At 68.5% G+C, this 16,641-nt stretch carries 14 protein-coding genes; 5 read left to right on the forward strand and 9 right to left on the reverse strand.

Going from position 1 to position 16,641, the window contains the following annotated elements; all coding sequences use genetic code 11:
- Positions 1–17: 17 nt before the first annotated feature.
- From AMK34_RS40065 to dxr, 5 genes are all read right to left on the reverse strand, one after another.
- Complete coding sequence (locus AMK34_RS40065; RefSeq protein WP_073849031.1) at positions 18–1,823, reverse strand: penicillin-binding transpeptidase domain-containing protein; 1,806 nt, start codon at positions 1,821–1,823, stop codon at positions 18–20.
- A 50-nt stretch (positions 1,824–1,873) separates the two neighbouring features.
- Positions 1,874–2,728, reverse strand: coding sequence for a GNAT family N-acetyltransferase (locus AMK34_RS40070; RefSeq protein WP_038509958.1), 855 nt, complete (start codon positions 2,726–2,728; stop codon positions 1,874–1,876).
- 154 nt (positions 2,729–2,882) lie between these two features.
- Positions 2,883–4,034, reverse strand: a complete 1,152-nt coding sequence (gene ispG, locus AMK34_RS40075) for a flavodoxin-dependent (E)-4-hydroxy-3-methylbut-2-enyl-diphosphate synthase (protein ID WP_073849032.1) — start codon at positions 4,032–4,034, stop codon at positions 2,883–2,885.
- Between the two features lie 118 nt (positions 4,035–4,152).
- Entirely contained in the window at positions 4,153–5,394 is a 1,242-nt protein-coding gene (locus AMK34_RS40080) for a M50 family metallopeptidase (RefSeq protein ID WP_073849033.1), read from the reverse strand.
- Positions 5,395–5,397: 3 nt separating this feature from the next.
- The gene (dxr, locus tag AMK34_RS40085; protein ID WP_038509954.1) at positions 5,398–6,603 is read right to left on the reverse strand and encodes a 1-deoxy-D-xylulose-5-phosphate reductoisomerase; all 1,206 of its coding nucleotides are present in this window, start codon (positions 6,601–6,603) and stop codon (positions 5,398–5,400) included.
- Between the two features lie 95 nt (positions 6,604–6,698).
- Here dxr and AMK34_RS40090 point away from each other — a divergent pair, with 95 nt between their 5' ends.
- Positions 6,699–6,968 (forward strand): DUF2631 domain-containing protein, encoded by a 270-nt coding sequence (locus AMK34_RS40090; RefSeq protein WP_037342353.1) that lies wholly within the window; start codon positions 6,699–6,701, stop codon positions 6,966–6,968.
- Positions 6,969–6,980: 12 nt separating this feature from the next.
- Here the strand turns inward: AMK34_RS40090 and AMK34_RS40095 are convergent, their stop codons facing one another.
- Entirely contained in the window at positions 6,981–7,583 is a 603-nt protein-coding gene (locus AMK34_RS40095; RefSeq protein ID WP_073849034.1) for a hypothetical protein, read from the reverse strand.
- A 124-nt stretch (positions 7,584–7,707) separates the two neighbouring features.
- On the opposite strand from AMK34_RS40095, the gene AMK34_RS40100 reads away from it, so the two are divergent.
- Positions 7,708–8,382, forward strand: a complete 675-nt coding sequence (locus tag AMK34_RS40100) for a peptidylprolyl isomerase (protein ID WP_073849035.1) — start codon at positions 7,708–7,710, stop codon at positions 8,380–8,382.
- Positions 8,383–8,424: 42 nt separating this feature from the next.
- On the opposite strand, the gene AMK34_RS40105 is transcribed toward AMK34_RS40100, so the two are convergent.
- Positions 8,425–8,718 carry a hypothetical protein gene (locus AMK34_RS40105; protein WP_051972397.1) on the reverse strand — a complete coding sequence of 98 codons (294 nt, stop codon included), beginning with the start codon at positions 8,716–8,718 and terminating at the stop codon, positions 8,425–8,427.
- On the reverse strand, positions 8,715–8,999 hold the full coding sequence (locus AMK34_RS40110) for a hypothetical protein (RefSeq protein WP_143202767.1): 285 nt from the start codon (positions 8,997–8,999) through the stop codon (positions 8,715–8,717). The genes AMK34_RS40105 and AMK34_RS40110 overlap by 4 nt, the downstream gene beginning before the upstream one ends.
- A 562-nt stretch (positions 9,000–9,561) precedes the next feature.
- On the opposite strand from AMK34_RS40110, the gene AMK34_RS40115 reads away from it, so the two are divergent.
- The 3 genes from AMK34_RS40115 to pdxR all read left to right on the forward strand — a co-directional run bounded on the left by AMK34_RS40115 (position 9,562) and on the right by pdxR (position 15,851).
- Positions 9,562–10,650, forward strand: coding sequence for an acyltransferase family protein (locus AMK34_RS40115; protein WP_073849037.1), 1,089 nt, complete (start codon positions 9,562–9,564; stop codon positions 10,648–10,650).
- 143 nt (positions 10,651–10,793) lie between these two features.
- Positions 10,794–14,402 (forward strand): methionine synthase, encoded by a 3,609-nt coding sequence (gene metH / locus AMK34_RS40120; RefSeq protein ID WP_073849038.1) that lies wholly within the window; start codon positions 10,794–10,796, stop codon positions 14,400–14,402.
- A gap of 12 nt (positions 14,403–14,414) precedes the next feature.
- Complete coding sequence (gene pdxR / locus AMK34_RS40125; RefSeq protein ID WP_038509940.1) at positions 14,415–15,851, forward strand: MocR-like pyridoxine biosynthesis transcription factor PdxR; 1,437 nt, start codon at positions 14,415–14,417, stop codon at positions 15,849–15,851.
- 54 nt (positions 15,852–15,905) lie between these two features.
- Here the strand turns inward: pdxR and AMK34_RS40130 are convergent, their stop codons facing one another.
- The gene (locus AMK34_RS40130) at positions 15,906–16,634 is read right to left on the reverse strand and encodes an alpha/beta fold hydrolase (protein ID WP_038509937.1); all 729 of its coding nucleotides are present in this window, start codon (positions 16,632–16,634) and stop codon (positions 15,906–15,908) included.
- Positions 16,635–16,641: the final 7 nt, after the last annotated feature.

Below are 16,641 nucleotides of genomic sequence, written 5' to 3' on the forward strand. Positions count from 1 at the left end.
AGCCTACGACCTGGCGGCTAACCGAGCCCCGTCAGGAAGCGCTGCGCGGCCTCGACCGCGGGCCTGGACGTCCCCGCGTCGGTCGTCAGCACCGCGAAGGCCAGGTCCCCGGTGTAGCCGACGAACCAGCCGTGCGCGTGCGTGCCGTCGCCGAACTGCGCCGTCCCGGTCTTGCCCCGGACGTCCGGCAGCGGCTTGAGCAATGTCGCCGTGCCGTCGGTGACGACCTCGCGCATCATCCCGCGCAGCGCGTCGAGCACCTCCGGCTTGATCGGTTTGCCGAGCCCGGACGATGTGGTGGCCATCCCCCGCACCAGCGTCGGAACCGGGACCTTCCCCGACTGGACCGTCGCGGTGGCGACCGCCAGCCCGAACGGGCTCGCCACGACGGTCCCCTGGCCGAACCCGTTCTCCGCCCGCTGCGCGACGGTGTTCGCCGGCGGTGACGAACCGGTGATCGTCGTCAGGCCGGGGATCACGAAGTCGGCGCCGACGCCGAGGTCGCGCGCGGCGTCGGTCAGCGCGGCGGGAGGCAGATCGGTCGAGAGCTTCGCGAACGTCGTGTTGCAGGACTTGGCGAACGCGGTGGAGAGCGGGACGACACCGAGGGCGAACTTGCCCTCGTTCGGCACCGTCCGGTTCTCGAAGGTGGCCGTGCCCGGGCAATCCACCGGGCTGTCCGCCCGCACCGAGCCCGCGGACAGCGCCGCGACGGCGGTGGCCATCTTGAACGTGGAGCCCGGCGGGAAGCGGCCGGTGAGCGCGATCGCGCCCTGCGGATCGGCCGGGGCGTTCTGCGCCACCGCCAGCAGTTCGCCGGTCGACGGCTGGATCGCGACGAGCGCGGCCGCCGTCGGGACCGGGGCGAGCGCCCGTTCCGCCGAACCCTGCGCCTTCACGCTGAGCGTGCTGACGACCGCGGGGGCCGGTTTGGGGTGTTCGGAGTGCAGGTCGACGATCTCGCCGCCGCCCGTGTCGAGGGTGACGACGCGCCAGCCCGCCGAGCCCTCCACCTGATCCTCGACGAGCGACCGGACCGCGGGCAGCACCTGCTTGCCGAAGTTCTTGTCGTCCGGCAGCAGCCTTTCCTGTTGGCTGAACCGGACCCCGGGCAGGTCGTAGATCTCGGGCTTCACCTCTTGGTAGCTGTTCGCCCGCAGGCTCACCACCGGATAGCCGGAGCCGGGTTTGAGCGTCTTCACGCCGTCGCGGATCGACTGCCCGGTCACCGACGCCTCGAACCGGTTGAGCGCCGCGCCGAGTTTGTCGGTGACGGCCACCAGGTCGCCCGCCTTCGCCGGGTCGAGCACGACGCTGACGACTGTCTGCGGGCGCAGCAACGGCGTCCCGTCGCGGTCCAGCACGGGCGCGAGAGCCGGCGGATCGGCCTTCAGCGCGATGCTCTGCTGCGCGGCCAGCTGCGGGTGCAGGACGGTCGGCAGCCAGCGCACCTTCCAGCCGTCCTGGGTGGAATGGAGCTGCGCGTCGGCCTTGTACGTCCAGACCCGGCCGCGCGGGAGGTTCCAGGTGAGCCGATAGGTCGCCGTCGCGTTGTCCGCGCCGGACGAGTGCCGGACCTCGTCGGCCGCGACCTTGATCGACTCGGGGGAAAGCGCCTTCCGCGTCATGTCCACCGAGGACCGCGCGGCGTCCGGCGAATCGGTGAAGAAGGCCGCGGCGGCGACGTCACCGGAGGCGAGCCCGTCGAGGAAACCCGTGATCGCGTCTTCCGGCCCGGAATCGGCGAAGAGCCCGCACCCGGCGGCCGAGAGGCCCACCACCCCCGCGAGCACGACGACGGCGACACGACGACCTGCTTGCATGCCCCGGATCCTGCCAGTCCGGGCACTGTCCACCCTGGCGCAACGCCGATCTAGAACAGAACCGTCGCGTACTGCCCGACCTGCTGGAAGCCGATCTTGCGGTAGGCGGCGAGCGCGGGACTGTTGTAGGCGTTGACGTACAGGCTGGCCGTGCGGCCCATCCCGCGGACGAGCCTGGTCACCACGGACGCCGTCCCGGCGGTGCCGAGACCGCCGCCGCGGCGTTCCGGATGCACCCAGACCCCCTGGATCTGGCCGACCGTGGAAGACATCGCGCCGATCTCGGCCTTGAAGACGACCTCGCCGTCTTCGAAGCGCGCGAACGCGCGGCCGCCGGCGATCAGCTCCGCGACGCGGGCGCGATATCCGGCGCCACCGTCACCGTTGCGGGGGTCGACGCCGACCTCCTCGACGAACATGGCGATCGCGGCCGGGAGGTACCGGTCGAGTTCCTCCGGGCGCACCGCGCGGACCAGCGGATCGGCGGCGACGGACGGGATCCCGTCGAGCGCCATCAACGGCTGGTCGTGCCGGACTTCCCTGGCGGGGCCCCATTCCGGCTCGAGTTCGTCCCACAGCCCCAGTACCTGCTCGGCCGGGCCGACGAGCGACGAGCAGCTCCGCTGACGGCGCAGAGCACGATCGGCGAAGGAACGCAGAGCGGAGGCGTTGCCGCGCAACGGGATCAGATTCGGCCCGGAGAAGCACAGCCCTTGGAGCCTGCCCGCGCGCACCGGACGGGAATCCGCGGCCCAGAGCTCGCCACCGAGCCGCCAGGGGTCGAGACCCGCGGTCTCCACCCTGGCACTGACCATGCAGCTGCCGACCGGGTCTGTGGCGAGCGCGGCACGGACCGCGGGATAGTCCCGATCATCGAGCAGCCGTGCACCTGCAAGCCGCAACACCACTCCAGGGTGCCAGATGAGCGGCGTAAACGGAACGCGAGCTTCACGACACGCTGAGAGAACTTCGGCAGGTCGGGGCCGCCAAGTGCTAGGAACGGTCCTTTCCTCGCAAATTTTGCGAGGAAAGGACCGTTCCTAGCGTGGTCTCGACCAGTCAGCCGACGGTGACGGTGGGCTCTCCCTCACCGATCGTCTGGCCCGACTCCTCGGCGATGCGCATGGCCTCTTCGATCAGCGTCTCGACGATCGCGTGCTCCGGCACGGTCTTGATGACCTCGCCCTTCACGAAGATCTGGCCCTTGCCGTTACCCGACGCGACACCGAGGTCGGCCTCGCGCGCTTCGCCGGGACCGTTGACGACGCAGCCCATGACCGCGACGCGCAGCGGGACCTCCATGCCCTCCAGGCCGGCGGTGACCTGCTCGGCGAGCGTGTAGACGTCCACCTGCGCACGGCCGCACGAGGGGCACGAGACGATCTCGAGCTTGCGCTCCTTGAGGTTCAGCGACTGCAGGATCTGGATCCCGACCTTGACCTCTTCCACCGGCGGCGCCGACAGCGACACGCGGATCGTGTCGCCGATTCCCTGCCGCAGCAGCGCCCCGAACGCGACGGCCGATTTGATGGTGCCCTGGAACGCCGGGCCCGCCTCGGTCACCCCGAGGTGCAGCGGGTAGTCGCACTGCTCGGCGAGGATCTCGTACGCGCGCACCATGACCACCGGGTCGTTGTGCTTCACGGAGATCTTCACGTCGTAGAAGTCGTGCTCGGCGAACAGCGACGCTTCCCACAGCGCCGACTCGGCCAGCGCCTCAGGGGTCGCCTTGCCGTACTTGTCCATGATCCGCTTGTCCAGCGAACCCGCGTTGACGCCGATCCGGATCGGGGTGCCGTGATCCTTCGCGGCCTTCGCGATCTCCTTGACCTGATCGTCGAACTTGCGGATGTTGCCCGGGTTCACCCGGACCGCCGCACAGCCCGCCTCGATCGCGGCGAAGACGTACTTCGGCTGGAAGTGGATGTCGGCGATCACCGGGATCTGCGACTTCTTCGCGATCGCGGGCAGCGCTTCGGCGTCGTCCGCCGACGGGCACGCGACGCGCACGATGTCACAGCCCGCAGCGGTGAGCTCGGCGATCTGCTGCAGCGTCGCGTTGACGTCGGAAGTGAGCGTGGTGGTCATCGACTGCACCGAAATCGGGTGCTCGCTGCCGACGCCCACCGGCCCGACCTGCAGCTGTCGGGTCTTGCGACGCTCGGAGAGGACGGGAGGAGGAAGCGCTGGCATACCAAGAGCGACAGTCACGCCGTCAAGCGTACCTACCCCGATCGGCGGACATCCACGACGTCAGCCGTCACGGTGAGCAGCATTACCTGGGCAGCCCAATGATGCTGACAGCGCGCTCCGTCGCCGTCCTCCCGCGTCACTGAAACAGCTTGACCGGGTTCACGATGTCGGCGGTGACGGTGAGCAGAGTCACCGCGCCGCCGATGAAGACGAGCACCATCGTGACCGCGGACAGCTTCGTGTAGTCGACCGGTCCGCCCGCCGCCTTGCCGCGCAGTTTCCGGATCCAGTCGCGGACCCGCTCGTACCAGACGACCGCGATATGCCCGCCGTCGAGCGGGAGCAGCGGCAGCAGGTTGAACACGCCGATGAAGAAGTTCAGGCTCGCCAGCAGGAGCACGAAGATCTCCCACAGGCCACGCTCGGCCGCCTCGCCACCGATCCGGCTGGCGCCGACGACGCTGACCGGGGTGTTCGGGTCGCGCTCGCCGCCGAAGATGGAATCCACCACCGCGGGGATCCGCGACGGGAACTCGATCAGCCGCTTGGCGGTCTCGGAGAACATCGTGCCGGTGAAGCTGAGCGTCCCGCCGATGGCGTCGACCGGGCCGTAGGTGAGCAGCGGCGGCGCGGTGTTCTGGATCGGCGAGGCGCCGATCATGCCGACGTCCTTGACCGTGGTGTTGTTGGAACCGTCGGCGACCAGCCGCTGCACGCGCGGCACGTCGACGGTCAGGTTCAGCCGCTGTCCGTTCCGCTCGACCACGAACGGCGTCGGGCCGCTGGCGACCTGGACGGCCGCGAGCATCTCGCGCCAGGTCTTGATCGGCTTGCCCGCGACGGAGACGACCTTGTCGCCCGCCTGGAGACCGGCGGTCTTCGCGGGGGTCGGGGCGTTGGGCGGGCAGGTGGTGTCGTTCAACTGCTCCACCGTGGTGGCCGTGCGGGCGCAGGACGTGGCGCTGATCACGGCTTCGGTGGGAGCGGCCTGCGCGGCCGGGTTCGGCAGGCCCATGGTGACGGCCATCAGGTAGAGGATGACGAAACCGAGGATGAAGTGCATCGCCGAGCCCGCCGACATGACGACGGTGCGCTTCCAGGTCTTGAAGCGCCACATCGCGCGCTTCGACTCATCCGGGGTGACCTCGTCGAGCGCGGTCATGCCCGCGATGTCGCAGAACCCGCCGAGCGGGATCCACTTGAGGCCGTACTCGGTCTCACCGCGGCGGAAGGAGAAGACCGTCGGCCCGAAGCCGACGAAGTAGCGCCGGACCTTCATGCCGAAGGCTTTGGCCGCCCACATGTGACCGGCCTCGTGCAGTGCGACGGACAGGCAGATGCCCAGCGCGAACAGCACGATCCCGAGAATGAAGACCACGCGCTACTTCCCCTTACCGATCAGCGCACCGGCACGCGCGCGAGCCCAGCGCTCGGCAGCTAGTACGTCATCCACGTCGCGAGGTTCGCGACGCCATTCGTCGGCGGCTTCCACCACCTGGGCAATAGTGTCCACAATCGAGGTGAAGCCGGTGTTCTGTGCCAGGAAAGCGGCCACCAGCTCCTCGTTCGCCGCGTTGTACACCGCCGGGACGCAGCCGCCGACGGTTCCGGCGTGCCTCGCCAGCTCGACAGCGGGAAAAGCCTCGTTGTCCAGGGGCTCGAAGGTCCAGCTCGCGGGCTTGTCCCAGACGCACGCGGCCGCGGCGCCGGGCACGCGATCCGGCCAGTGCAGCGCCAGCGCGATCGGCAGCCGCATGTCGGGCGGGCTGGCCTGGGCGATCGTCGAACCGTCCACGAAGGTCACCATCGAGTGGATGATCGACTGCGGGTGGACGACCACGTCGATGCGGTCGGTCTCGATGTCGAACAAGAGCTTCGCCTCGATCAGCTCCAGGCCCTTGTTGACCAAAGTGGACGAGTTGATCGTGATGAGCGGGCCCATCGACCAGGTCGGATGCGCCATCGCCTGCTCGACCGTGACGTCGGCCAGCTCCTCGCGCTTGCGCCCGCGGAACGGACCGCCCGAGGCGGTGAGCACCAGCCGGGCGACCTCGGACTCGCGACCGGCGCGCAGGGCCTGCGCGATCGCGGAGTGCTCGGAATCCACCGGGACGAGCTGGCCGGGCTTGGCCGCGGCCAGCACGAGCGGCCCGCCCGCGATCAGCGACTCCTTGTTGGCCAGCGCGAGCGTGGCGCCGGTGGCGAGCGCGCGCAGGGTCGGCGGGAGGCCCTGGGAACCGGGGAGCGCGTTGAGCACGACGTCTACGGGGGTGGCGTCGATCATCTCGACGACCGCGTCGGCCCCGGCGAAGATGCGCGGGAGTTTGAAGTCGCCGCTGGAGTAGCCGCGCTTCTGCGCCTCGGCGTACAGCGCGAGCTGCAGGTCTTCGACGGCCGTCGGCCTGCTGATGGCGACGGCGTCGACCTGGTGCGCCAGGGCCTGGGCGGCCAGCGCGGCGGGGTCGGAGCCGCCCGCGGCGATCCCGGCGACCCGGAACAGCTCCGGGTTGCGGGCCGCGACGTCGAGGGCCTGGGCGCCGACCGATCCGGTCGAACCGAGCACGAGCACACTTCGCGAGGTAGTCATCGGGGCTCATTGTCGCTTGGGGCCCGTCGGGCGCGTGCAGCCAGGTGTGGGATCATTCGCGGGCAAGCGAACCATCGGGTTTTGAGGAGTTGATCGTGGCGAGCAAAGCGGTCGAAAAGCGCGGCCGGGTGGGCGTCGACACCGTCGACCCGCGCGACGAGCCGTCGGCCGAGTGGGGCTGGCACGGTTCCTTCCCGAAGGCGACGCGGATCGCGGGCTGGCTGAGCGCGATCATCCTGCTGGTGATGCTGTACGGCAACCACCACGGCTGGACCGAGAACCTGTGGCTGATCGGCCTGTCGCTGCTGATGATGTTCGGGCTGGTGCTCGACATCCGCAAGCAGCGCACGGCCTGGCGCAAGTAGCTCCTTCACGGCTCAATGGCCCCTGTCCACCTTCGTGGGCCGGGGCCATTCGCCGTTCTGGGCCCACAGCTCGTTGACAATCTTGACCGCGTCGGCCGCCTCGACCCCGTAGCGATGCCGGTACTTCGCCGCCGGCCGCTGGACCGCCGCGGCGACGTCCCCGATGGCGACGTTGTTCCACGAGTCGTTCGGGAAGAACTGCCGCATCACGGCGAGGAACCGGCCGGTCGCCCACACCGGGTCGGTCCGCTGTTCGAAGGATCCCCAGCTCGCGCGCTGCTGGAAGAGCCCGACCGAGTCACCGAGGCCGCCGTCGAGGTTGGCGATACTCGACTCGACGATCACCGTGGCGATCGCGATGGCCGCGGCGCGATCGTTGAGCCCCGATCTCTGCACGGTCTCGACGATCACTCTGGCGCACGAGGTGTTGTACGGGTTCATGTAGCCGCGCATCTTGGTGGCGAGCTGCTGGTTGAGGCTTTGGGCGGAGTCGGTGTCGTCGGCGGACGTGCCCGCCTGGGCGCACGGCAGGGCGATGTGTTCGACCTGGTCGGGCCGGATCTCGGTGGGCGGGAGCAGGACGAGGGAAAGGGCGAGGTACGCGGCGGTGAACATGCGGCTCCGTTGGTCGTGAGTGGCGATTCGTGTTCTAACCCGAATCGCCACTCACGACCACCCGGACGGCACCCCCGCGTGAACGGCTACCCGACGACCATCCTTTTGGGTTAGGTTCCCCCTCATGAAGCTGCGCTGGGGTGTCACCGCTGTCGTTTCCGCTCTCGCCGCCGTGTTCCTGCCCGGCGTCGCCACCGCCGCGCCCGCCTCGGCGTCCCTGCCGATCGTGCGCTGCGAGTTCACGCCGACGCCGGAAAACCCCGCGGCCCGCCCGGTCCTGCGGCCGCTCCCCTTCGCCCTGACCCGCGGCACCGTCGACGTCACCTTCCGCTTCAACTACGGCCCGGTGACCGTGCGCCTGAACCGCGCCGGCGCCGCCCCGTGCGCCGTCCACAATCTGGCGAGCCTGGCCCTGCAGCGCTTCTACGACCGCAGCCAGTGCTGGCGCCTGACGAACTCCTCGCGCCTCGGCGTCCTGCAGTGCGGCGACATCTACGAAGCCGAAAAGGGCGGGCCGGGCTACAAGTTCCCCGACGAGGTCGACGGCACCGAGACCTACGAACGCGGCACCATCGCCATGGGCAACCAGGGCCCCGGCACCAACGGCAGCGAGTTCTTCATCGTGCACTCGTTCGCGAACATCCCGAAGAACTACTCGGTGATGGGCAAGGTCGTGCGGGGCATGGAGGTGCTGGACCGGATCGTGGCGAACGGGATCATCCCGACTGATCCGAACGGTCCTGCCGATGGACTGCCCGCGAAGCCGGTGAAGATCCAGAAGGCGACCGTCGGTTTCTGATCAAGGGTAGGGATCTCACCTCGCAGAATTCGGCGAGCACGCTCAGGGCTGATGCCGGACGAAGTCGGGAATTCCGTCGGCCGACGCCGGATCCTTGATCGGGTACAGCGTCATCCCTTCCGGAGCGCGGGCACGCGAGATCTGAATGCCGTGCAGACACGCATTGCACCAGAGATGGACCGTGGCGAGACGACTCTCCGGATAGCCGAGATACCTGACTTCCAACCGGTTCTTCTCGCAACGCGGACACGGATGGTGATCGATCCGGTCCGAACCTCCGTCAATGACGGAAATCAGCGTCGAAATCCAGCTGGTTCGCCGGGAATTCCGTTTCACTGCGGACAGCCTCGGAGTTCCCGGGCTCCTTCGAGCCCATCCACGCCCGCCAGTTCGATCTTCGCGCTGTGCGGCGAGTCCAGCAGCCCGACCGGCCGTTCGTAACGCAGGATCATGACGATGCGCAGATCGACCTTCGTCGACGTGCCATCCTCGAAGACCGCGGTGGAGAGAAAGTCGCCGACCGAGACCTGCTCACCGAGACACCGGACAACGCATACGGTCTTCCCCCGAGGCCCTTGCTCGATACTTTCGACACCGAGCCTGATCACTGCTGCCATGACCATCCGTACTTTCGGGTGCTGCTGCCGTGGAACCACCATACGGAGTGGTTGTCGGCCGAGCGCAGCTCGATCGAACGCATCACTACCTTTCTCCGACGTCACAGGCGAACGAGTCGAAGTCGTCCCTGTTGATCGACTTCGTAGGCCCCGTCGAGGAAAGGTCCGCCCCGCAATCGGTGGACAGGTCCACAGACCGCGCGCAAGGCGAACATCGACCCTCCTCTATCCGATCCGAAAACGACAATCCGCCCTTCGACGACCCCGGCGAGTCGCGTGGGCAGAGCACCGAGCAGTCCCGCGACCACATGTCTCGCCGGATGCACGAAACCATCGTTGCCAATATCCGGCAACGACACTTGATCATTAAGGCGGTGATCCGCTTTCAAGAAAAGAGGTCACCATTGATGATGGTCGACCGTTGCCAAATAACGAAACACGCTGTAGCAGTCTTTACTACGCACAGAAAACACACAGCCCCCTCGCAGGAACCAGCATTTCACCCTTTAGAGTGACGCATCCGCATCGGGCCCGACTACCGGTGACGTTCCTGGGGGCAAGCATGATGACGCACGAGCAGTACCTGTCCACGAAGAGATTCCCGGCCCTCGACGGGCTGCGCGCGATCGCCGCGCTCCTCGTGGTGGTGTTCCACTACGGAGGACCGTCGTGGGCCATGGCCAACGGCTGGATCGGCGTCCATCTCTTCTTCGTTCTTTCCGGTTTCTTGATCACCACGCTCGCACTGCGTGAAGAAGACCGAAACGGCAGGATCTCGCTCGCGAACTTCTATATCCGTCGCGCGTTTCGCATTCTTCCCGTGTATTTCGCGGTTCTGGGCATCATCGTGGTGTTCACCTATCTGCGCGGTCAGTACACGTCCAGCGGTCTTTCGGGAGCGATGCCGTACTTCCTGACGTTCACCAACGAATTCGCCCACAACGCACCTTTCGGTCAGTCGTGGACGCTGGGTGTCGAGCAGAAGTTCTACCTCGTCTGGCCGTTCCTCGCCTTCGGCATCGCGGCGCTGAGCTTCCCGAAGCGGCTGGGCCTGGCAATCGGCCTGGTCGCGCTCATGATCGCCCTGATCCCGGTGATGCCCTACGCCGGCGCTTACTCGCCGATCATCATCGGTTGCGCGCTCGCCATCGGCCTCCACTACCGCAAGGGCTTCGCGGTCCTCCGCGTCTTCACCCATCCCATCGCCTGCTTCGTCCTGCTCGCGACGCTCGTCGTCCTCCAGATCCACATCACCGACATCGAAGCCTTCTTCCAAGACGGCGGCACGATCGGTGGCACCACGTACGCGGTGTTGGTCGCGCTGTTCGTCACGTCGCTGATCCCGCGCGGCCCGATCGCCTGGCTCTTCTCCACCCCTCCGATGCGGTTCATCGGCGAGCGGTCGTACTCCGTCTACCTCCTGCAAGGGGTGGCGGCGACCGTGGTCGCGCTGTCGATTCCCCAGCTGGGCACCCACCGGACCCTGACCGCGCTCGCCGTGACCGTCGTCGCCCTCGTCATCTCCGACGTCCTTTACCGCTGGGTCGAGGTGCCGATGATCGACGTCGGCCGCAAACTGGTCGCCCGGCGCAGGCCCGCGCCGCCCCGTCCCACGATCCGGGAAGCCGAACCCGCCCTGGCCAGCGGCTGAGCAATTCAGGCGAAGCGCCCTTGTGCGGGTCCGGTACTCTGGTCGCCAAGGTCGAGAGGCGCTGCAACGGACCGCGGGGTCCGCCACGCTCGGCCCCGGACTTCACCGCAAGGGCGCCTCCCACGACATGGGAGGAGCGCTGGATGGAAACGACCGCCCTGCGAAAGCTGCTGAACGAGCGCATCGTGGTGCTCGACGGCGCGTGGGGGTCGATGCTCCAGAACGCCGGCCTCAAGCCCGAGGACTACCGCACCGAGCGGTTCCAGGATCACCCTCGTGACATCACCGGCGACCCCGACCTGCTGAACATCACCCGGCCGGACATCGTCCTCGACATCCACCGCCAGTATCTGGACGCCGGCGCGGACATCACGACGACGAACACGTTCACCGCCACCACCATCGGCCAGGCGGATTACGGGCTCGAGCATCTCGCGTACGAGATGAACCTCCGCGGCGCCCAGATCGCGCGCGAAGCGGCGGACGCGGCTGGCGGGAAGTTCGTCGCCGGGTCGGTCGGACCGCTGAACGTCACGTTGTCGCTGTCCCCCAAGGTCGAGGACCCGGCCTTCCGCGCGGTGACCTTCGACGAGGTGTACGCCGCGTACGCCGACCAGATCAAGGCGCTCGCCGAGGGCGGCGTCGACCTGCTGCTCATCGAGACGATCTTCGACACCCTCAACTGCAAGGCCGCGATCGCCGCGGCCCGTGACGTCGCACCGCATCTACCGCTGTGGATCTCGGTGACGATCGTCGACCTGAGCGGCCGGACGCTGTCCGGGCAGACGGTCGAGGCCTTCTGGAGCTCCATCGAGCACGCGGATCCGCTGCTCGTCGGCGTCAACTGTTCGCTGGGCGCCGAGGAGATGCGCCCGCACATCGCCGAACTGTCCCGCCTCGCGGGCACGTACACGGCCTGTCACCCCAACGCCGGCCTGCCGAACGCGTTCGGCGGGTACGACCAGACACCCGAGGAGACCGGCGGGCTGCTCGGCGACTTCGCCACGGCCGGGATGGTCAACGTCGTCGGCGGCTGCTGCGGCACGACCCCCGCGCACATCAAGGAGATCGCCGACGCCGTCCGGGGGATGACGCCGCGGACCGTCCCGGATCCGAAGGCGCACACCCGGTTCAGCGGGCTCGAGCCGTTCGAGATCGGCAAGGACACCGGGTTCGTCATGATCGGCGAGCGGACCAACGTCACCGGATCCGCCAAGTTCCGCAAGCTGATCGAGGCCGACGACCACCAGGCCGCCGTCGACGTCGCGCTGGAGCAGGTCCGCGGCGGGGCGAACCTGCTGGACGTCAACATGGACGCCGACCTGCTCGACAGCGAAAAGGCGATGACCACGTTCCTGAACCTCATCGCCACCGAACCCGAGGTCGCCCGGCTGCCGATCATGATCGACAGCTCGCGCTGGACGGTCCTCGAAGCCGGGCTGAAATGCGTGCAGGGCAAGGGAGTCGTCAACTCCATCAGCCTCAAGGAGGGCGAGGAGCAGTTCCTCCAGCAGGCCCGCCGCATCCGTGACTACGGCGCCGGCGTGGTCGTGATGGCCTTCGACGAGCAGGGCCAGGCCGACACCGCCGACCGCAAGGTCGAGATCTGCGCCCGCGCCTTCGACCTGCTCACCCAGCAGGCCGGTTTCGTCGCCGAGGACATCATCTTCGACCCGAACGTGCTCGCGGTCGCCACCGGTATCTCCGAGCACAACGGATACGCCAAGGCGTTCATCGACGCGCTGCCGCGGATCAAGGAACGCTGTCCCGGCGTGCACATCAGCGGCGGTATCTCGAACCTCTCGTTCTCCTTCCGCGGCAACAACGTCGTGCGCGAGGCGATGCACTCGGCCTTCCTGCTGCACGCCGTGCGCGCGGGGCTGGACATGGGCATCGTCAACGCCGGGCAGCTCGCGGTCTACGAGGACATCCCCAAGGATCTGCTGGAACTGGTCGAGGACGTGCTCTTAGACCGCCGCGAGGACGCCACCGACAGGCTGGTCACGTTCGCGGAAACGGTCAACGGCAAGGGAACCAAGCGTACGGTCGACCTCTCCTGGCGTGAGAACACGGTCGAGGCGCGCCTCAGCCACGCGCTGGTGCACGGCATCGTCGACTACATCGAAGAGGACACCGAGGAAGCGCGGCAGAAGCTGCCGAGGCCGCTCGAGGTCATCGAAGGCCCTCTGATGGACGGCATGAAGATCGTCGGCGACCTGTTCGGATCCGGGAAGATGTTCCTGCCGCAGGTGGTCAAGAGCGCGCGCGTGATGAAGCGGTCGGTGGCCTACCTCGAACCGTTCATGGAGGCCGAGAAGGAGAAGGCTCGCCTCGAAGGCCGCGTCGAAACCCGCCAGGGCAACGGAAAGGTCGTCCTGGCGACGGTCAAGGGCGACGTGCACGACATCGGCAAGAACATCGTCGGCGTCGTCCTCGGCTGCAACAACTACGAGGTGATCGACCTCGGTGTGATGGTCCCGGCTTCGGTCATCCTCGACACGGCCGTCTCCGAGGGCGCCGACGCCATCGGGCTTTCCGGCCTGATCACGCCGTCGCTGGACGAAATGGTCAACGTCGCCGCCGAAATGGAGCGGCGCGGGCTGAAACTGCCGTTGCTGATCGGCGGTGCGACCACGTCGCGCCAGCACACTGCGGTCCGCATCGCGCCGGCGTACGAACACACGACCGTGCACGTCCTCGACGCCTCCCGCGTCGTCGGCGTCGTCGGCGACCTTCTCGACGCGGATCGCGCCGAAATCCTCGACAAGAAGAACCGCGAGGATCAGGAAGAGCTGCGCGTGCAGCACGCGAACAAGCAGCGCACGCCGTTGCTGACGGTCGAGCAGGCCAGGGCCAACCCGGAGAAGGTCTCCTTCGACGACATCCCGACGCCCGCGTTCACCGGCGTCCGGTACGTCTCGCCGTCGCTCACCGAGCTGCGCGAGATGATCGACTGGACCTTCCTGTTCCTGGCCTGGGAGCTGAAGGGCAAGTACCCGGCGATCCTGGACAACCCGGTGGCGCGCGAGCTGTTCGACGACGCGAACACCCTGCTGGACCAGATCATCGCGGAGGAGCGGTTCCAGGCCAAGGGCGCGTACGCGTTCTGGCCGGCGCACTCCGAGGGCGACGACATCATCCTCGAGTCGGGCCTCAAGTTCCCGATGCTGCGCCAGCAGACCAAGAAACCGCTGGAGCGGCCGAACCGCTGCCTGTCCGACTACATCGCCCCGGCGGGCGCGGGCGATCACCTCGGCGGGTTCGCGGTCACCATCCTCGGCGCCGAGGAGTTCGCGGCCGAGTTCGAGGCGAAGCAGGACGACTATCGCGCCATCATGGTGAAGGCGCTCGCGGACCGGCTCGCCGAGGCGTTCGCCGAGCACCTGCACCTCCAGGCGCGGCGGGACTGGTTCGAACCGGACGCCGATCCGAAGCTGGAAGACCTGCACGCCGAGAAGTTCCGCGGCATCCGCCCGGCGCTGGGCTACCCGGCGAGCCCGGACCACAGCGAGAAGCAGGAGCTGTTCGACCTGCTCGACGCGGGCAGTTTCGGCATGGCCTTGACGGAGTCGTTCGCGATGACGCCGGCGGCGAGCGTCAGCGGGCTGATCTTCGCCCACCCCGCTTCGCGGTACTTCACCGTCGGGCGGCTGGGCAAGGACCAGGTCGAGGACTACGCGGTCCGCCGCGGCCTCGAACTGTCCACTGTGGAACAATGGCTCCGCCCGAACCTCGCCTACGATCCCGAATGACACAATGACCGCGTGACTGCCGAGGGCTCGGACTTCCTGCAGCTGGACATCGGGGACGCACCGCCGGGGCGCCGTTCGGACTGGCTGGCGTCGCGGTTGCGGCACGCCATCTCCGACGGCCGCCTGCCGGTCGGCAGCAGGCTGCCCGCGACCAGGGCGCTGGCCGCGGACCTGCGGGTCTCCCGCGGCGTGGTCACCGAGGCCTACCAACGGCTGGTCGAAGACGGCCACGTCGCCGGACGCGGCCGCGCGGGCACAGTGGTCGTCGCGGCACCGGCGAGGACGAAAGAGCAGACGGCACCCGGTCCCCCGGCCGCGGGCACGATCTTCCAGCCCGCTCCCGGGATCGGCGTCTTCGACTCGCTGCGGTCGACCCCGGCGCGGATCGACCTGTCCCCCGGCGTGCCGGATCTGACGGCGTTCCCGCGAACCGCCTGGTTACGCGCGGAACGCACCGTGCTCAACGACCTCTCGGCGGCGGCCTTCGGCTACGGCGACCCGCGGGGCGCACCCGCGTTGCGGCTGGCCATCGCGCACTGGATCGCCCGCACCCGGGGCATCACCGCCGACGCCGACGACGTGCTGATCGTCGCCGGTGTCGCGCAGGGTCTCGGCTTGCTGGCTCAGGTGCTGCGCGACAACGGGATGTCCGAGATCGCCATCGAGGATCCGAGTTCGCTGGGCGCGCGGCAGCATCTGCACGACCGGCGGCTGGCGACACCGCCGATCCGGGTCGACGAAGACGGGATCGACGTCGACGAGCTCGTCCGCAGCGGCGCGCCCGCCGTACTGCTCACGCCCGCGCACCAGTTCCCGACCGGTGTCGTGCTCGGCGGGGAGCGCCGTCGCGAACTCATGCGCTGGGCCGCGGACGGCGGGCTGATCATCGAGGACGACTACGACGCCGAGCACCGCTACGACCGCCCGCCGGTCCCCGCGCTGCGCTCGATGCTCGCCGAGCAGGTCTGTTACGCGGGCAGCGTGTCGAAGTGGCTCGCGCCCGCGCTCCGGGTCGGTTGGATGCTGGTGCCGCCGCGATACCGGGACGAGGTGGTCGCGGCCAAACGGTTCGCCGACCTCGGCAACGCCGTCCTCCCGCAGCTGGTGCTGGCGCATCTGATGGAATCCGGCGAGATGGAACGGCAGCTGCGGTTCGTGCGCAAGCGGCATCGCCGCCGCCGGGACGCGATGATCGACGCGCTCCGGACGCATCTCCCGGACGCCGTGGTGCACGGCGCAGCCGCCGGGCTGCATCTGACGATCACCTTCGACGGCGAGTTCTCCGATCTCGACTTCGCCGCCTCCGCGCTGGAGCAAGGGGTGAAGGTGCAGCCGCTGTCGTGGCACTGTCAGCGGCCGATGAATCCCGGCCTCGTCCTCGGTTACGGGGCGAGCCCGGCGAGCGACATCGCCGAGGGCATCGCGACCCTCGGCCGCCTTCGACGCTAGCCACCCCCGCGTTTCGTCCTCTGAATGCGGTGGTTCGACGGCGAACTACCGCATTCAGAGGACGAATTGCCCGAGGAAGGCCAGGAGCACGGCCGGGTCTTCGACGTGGGCGTTGTGGCCCAGCCCGGGAAGTTCGACGGAAGCCTCGCTGAGCGCGCGAAGCTGTTCGGGCCGGCTCATGGGGTCGTGCTCGCCGGCGGCGAGGGCGACCGGGCAGCGCGCCGCGCCGAGCAGTCCGGGCATGTCGGGAGCGCCGACGGCGAACGCGCGGGGATCCAGGGCCAACCGCCAGCCGCCTTCGGTTTCGACGATGCCGTCGGGGTCCGCTTCGGCGAGGCCGGTCAAGCCGGCGATCTTGAGGAACGCTCGTTCGGCGTCCTCGCGGGCCGGGAACACCCTGGGCGGTTTCGCCGCCATGTCGGCGGCCTTCGCGAGGTCGGACTCGCTCCAGTCGACCTTGACGCCCACCGCGAGCAACCCGTCGACCTGGAGCCCGAACCACCCGCTGGCCAGCGCGAGCCCGACCACTCCGCCCAGGGAGTGGCCGATCACCAGCAGCGGACCACGTTCCGGGAGCACTTCGGCGACCGCCGCGGCCAACCCGCCGAACGAGTAGTGCGCCGAGTGCGGTGAGGCCCCGTGCCCTGGCAGGTCGGGCGCCAGCCAGCGGTAGCCGGGTTGCAGCATCAGGCCGTCCCAGACCGCGCCCGTCGCGCCGAGGCCGTGCAACAGGAGCACGGCGGGGCCTTCGGTTCCGGCGGTGCGCATCTTCAGCTTGTCCACCGGACGG

The organism is Amycolatopsis sp. CB00013 (assembly GCF_001905755.1).
Taxonomy (GTDB): Bacteria; Actinomycetota; Actinomycetes; order Mycobacteriales; family Pseudonocardiaceae; genus Amycolatopsis; species Amycolatopsis japonica.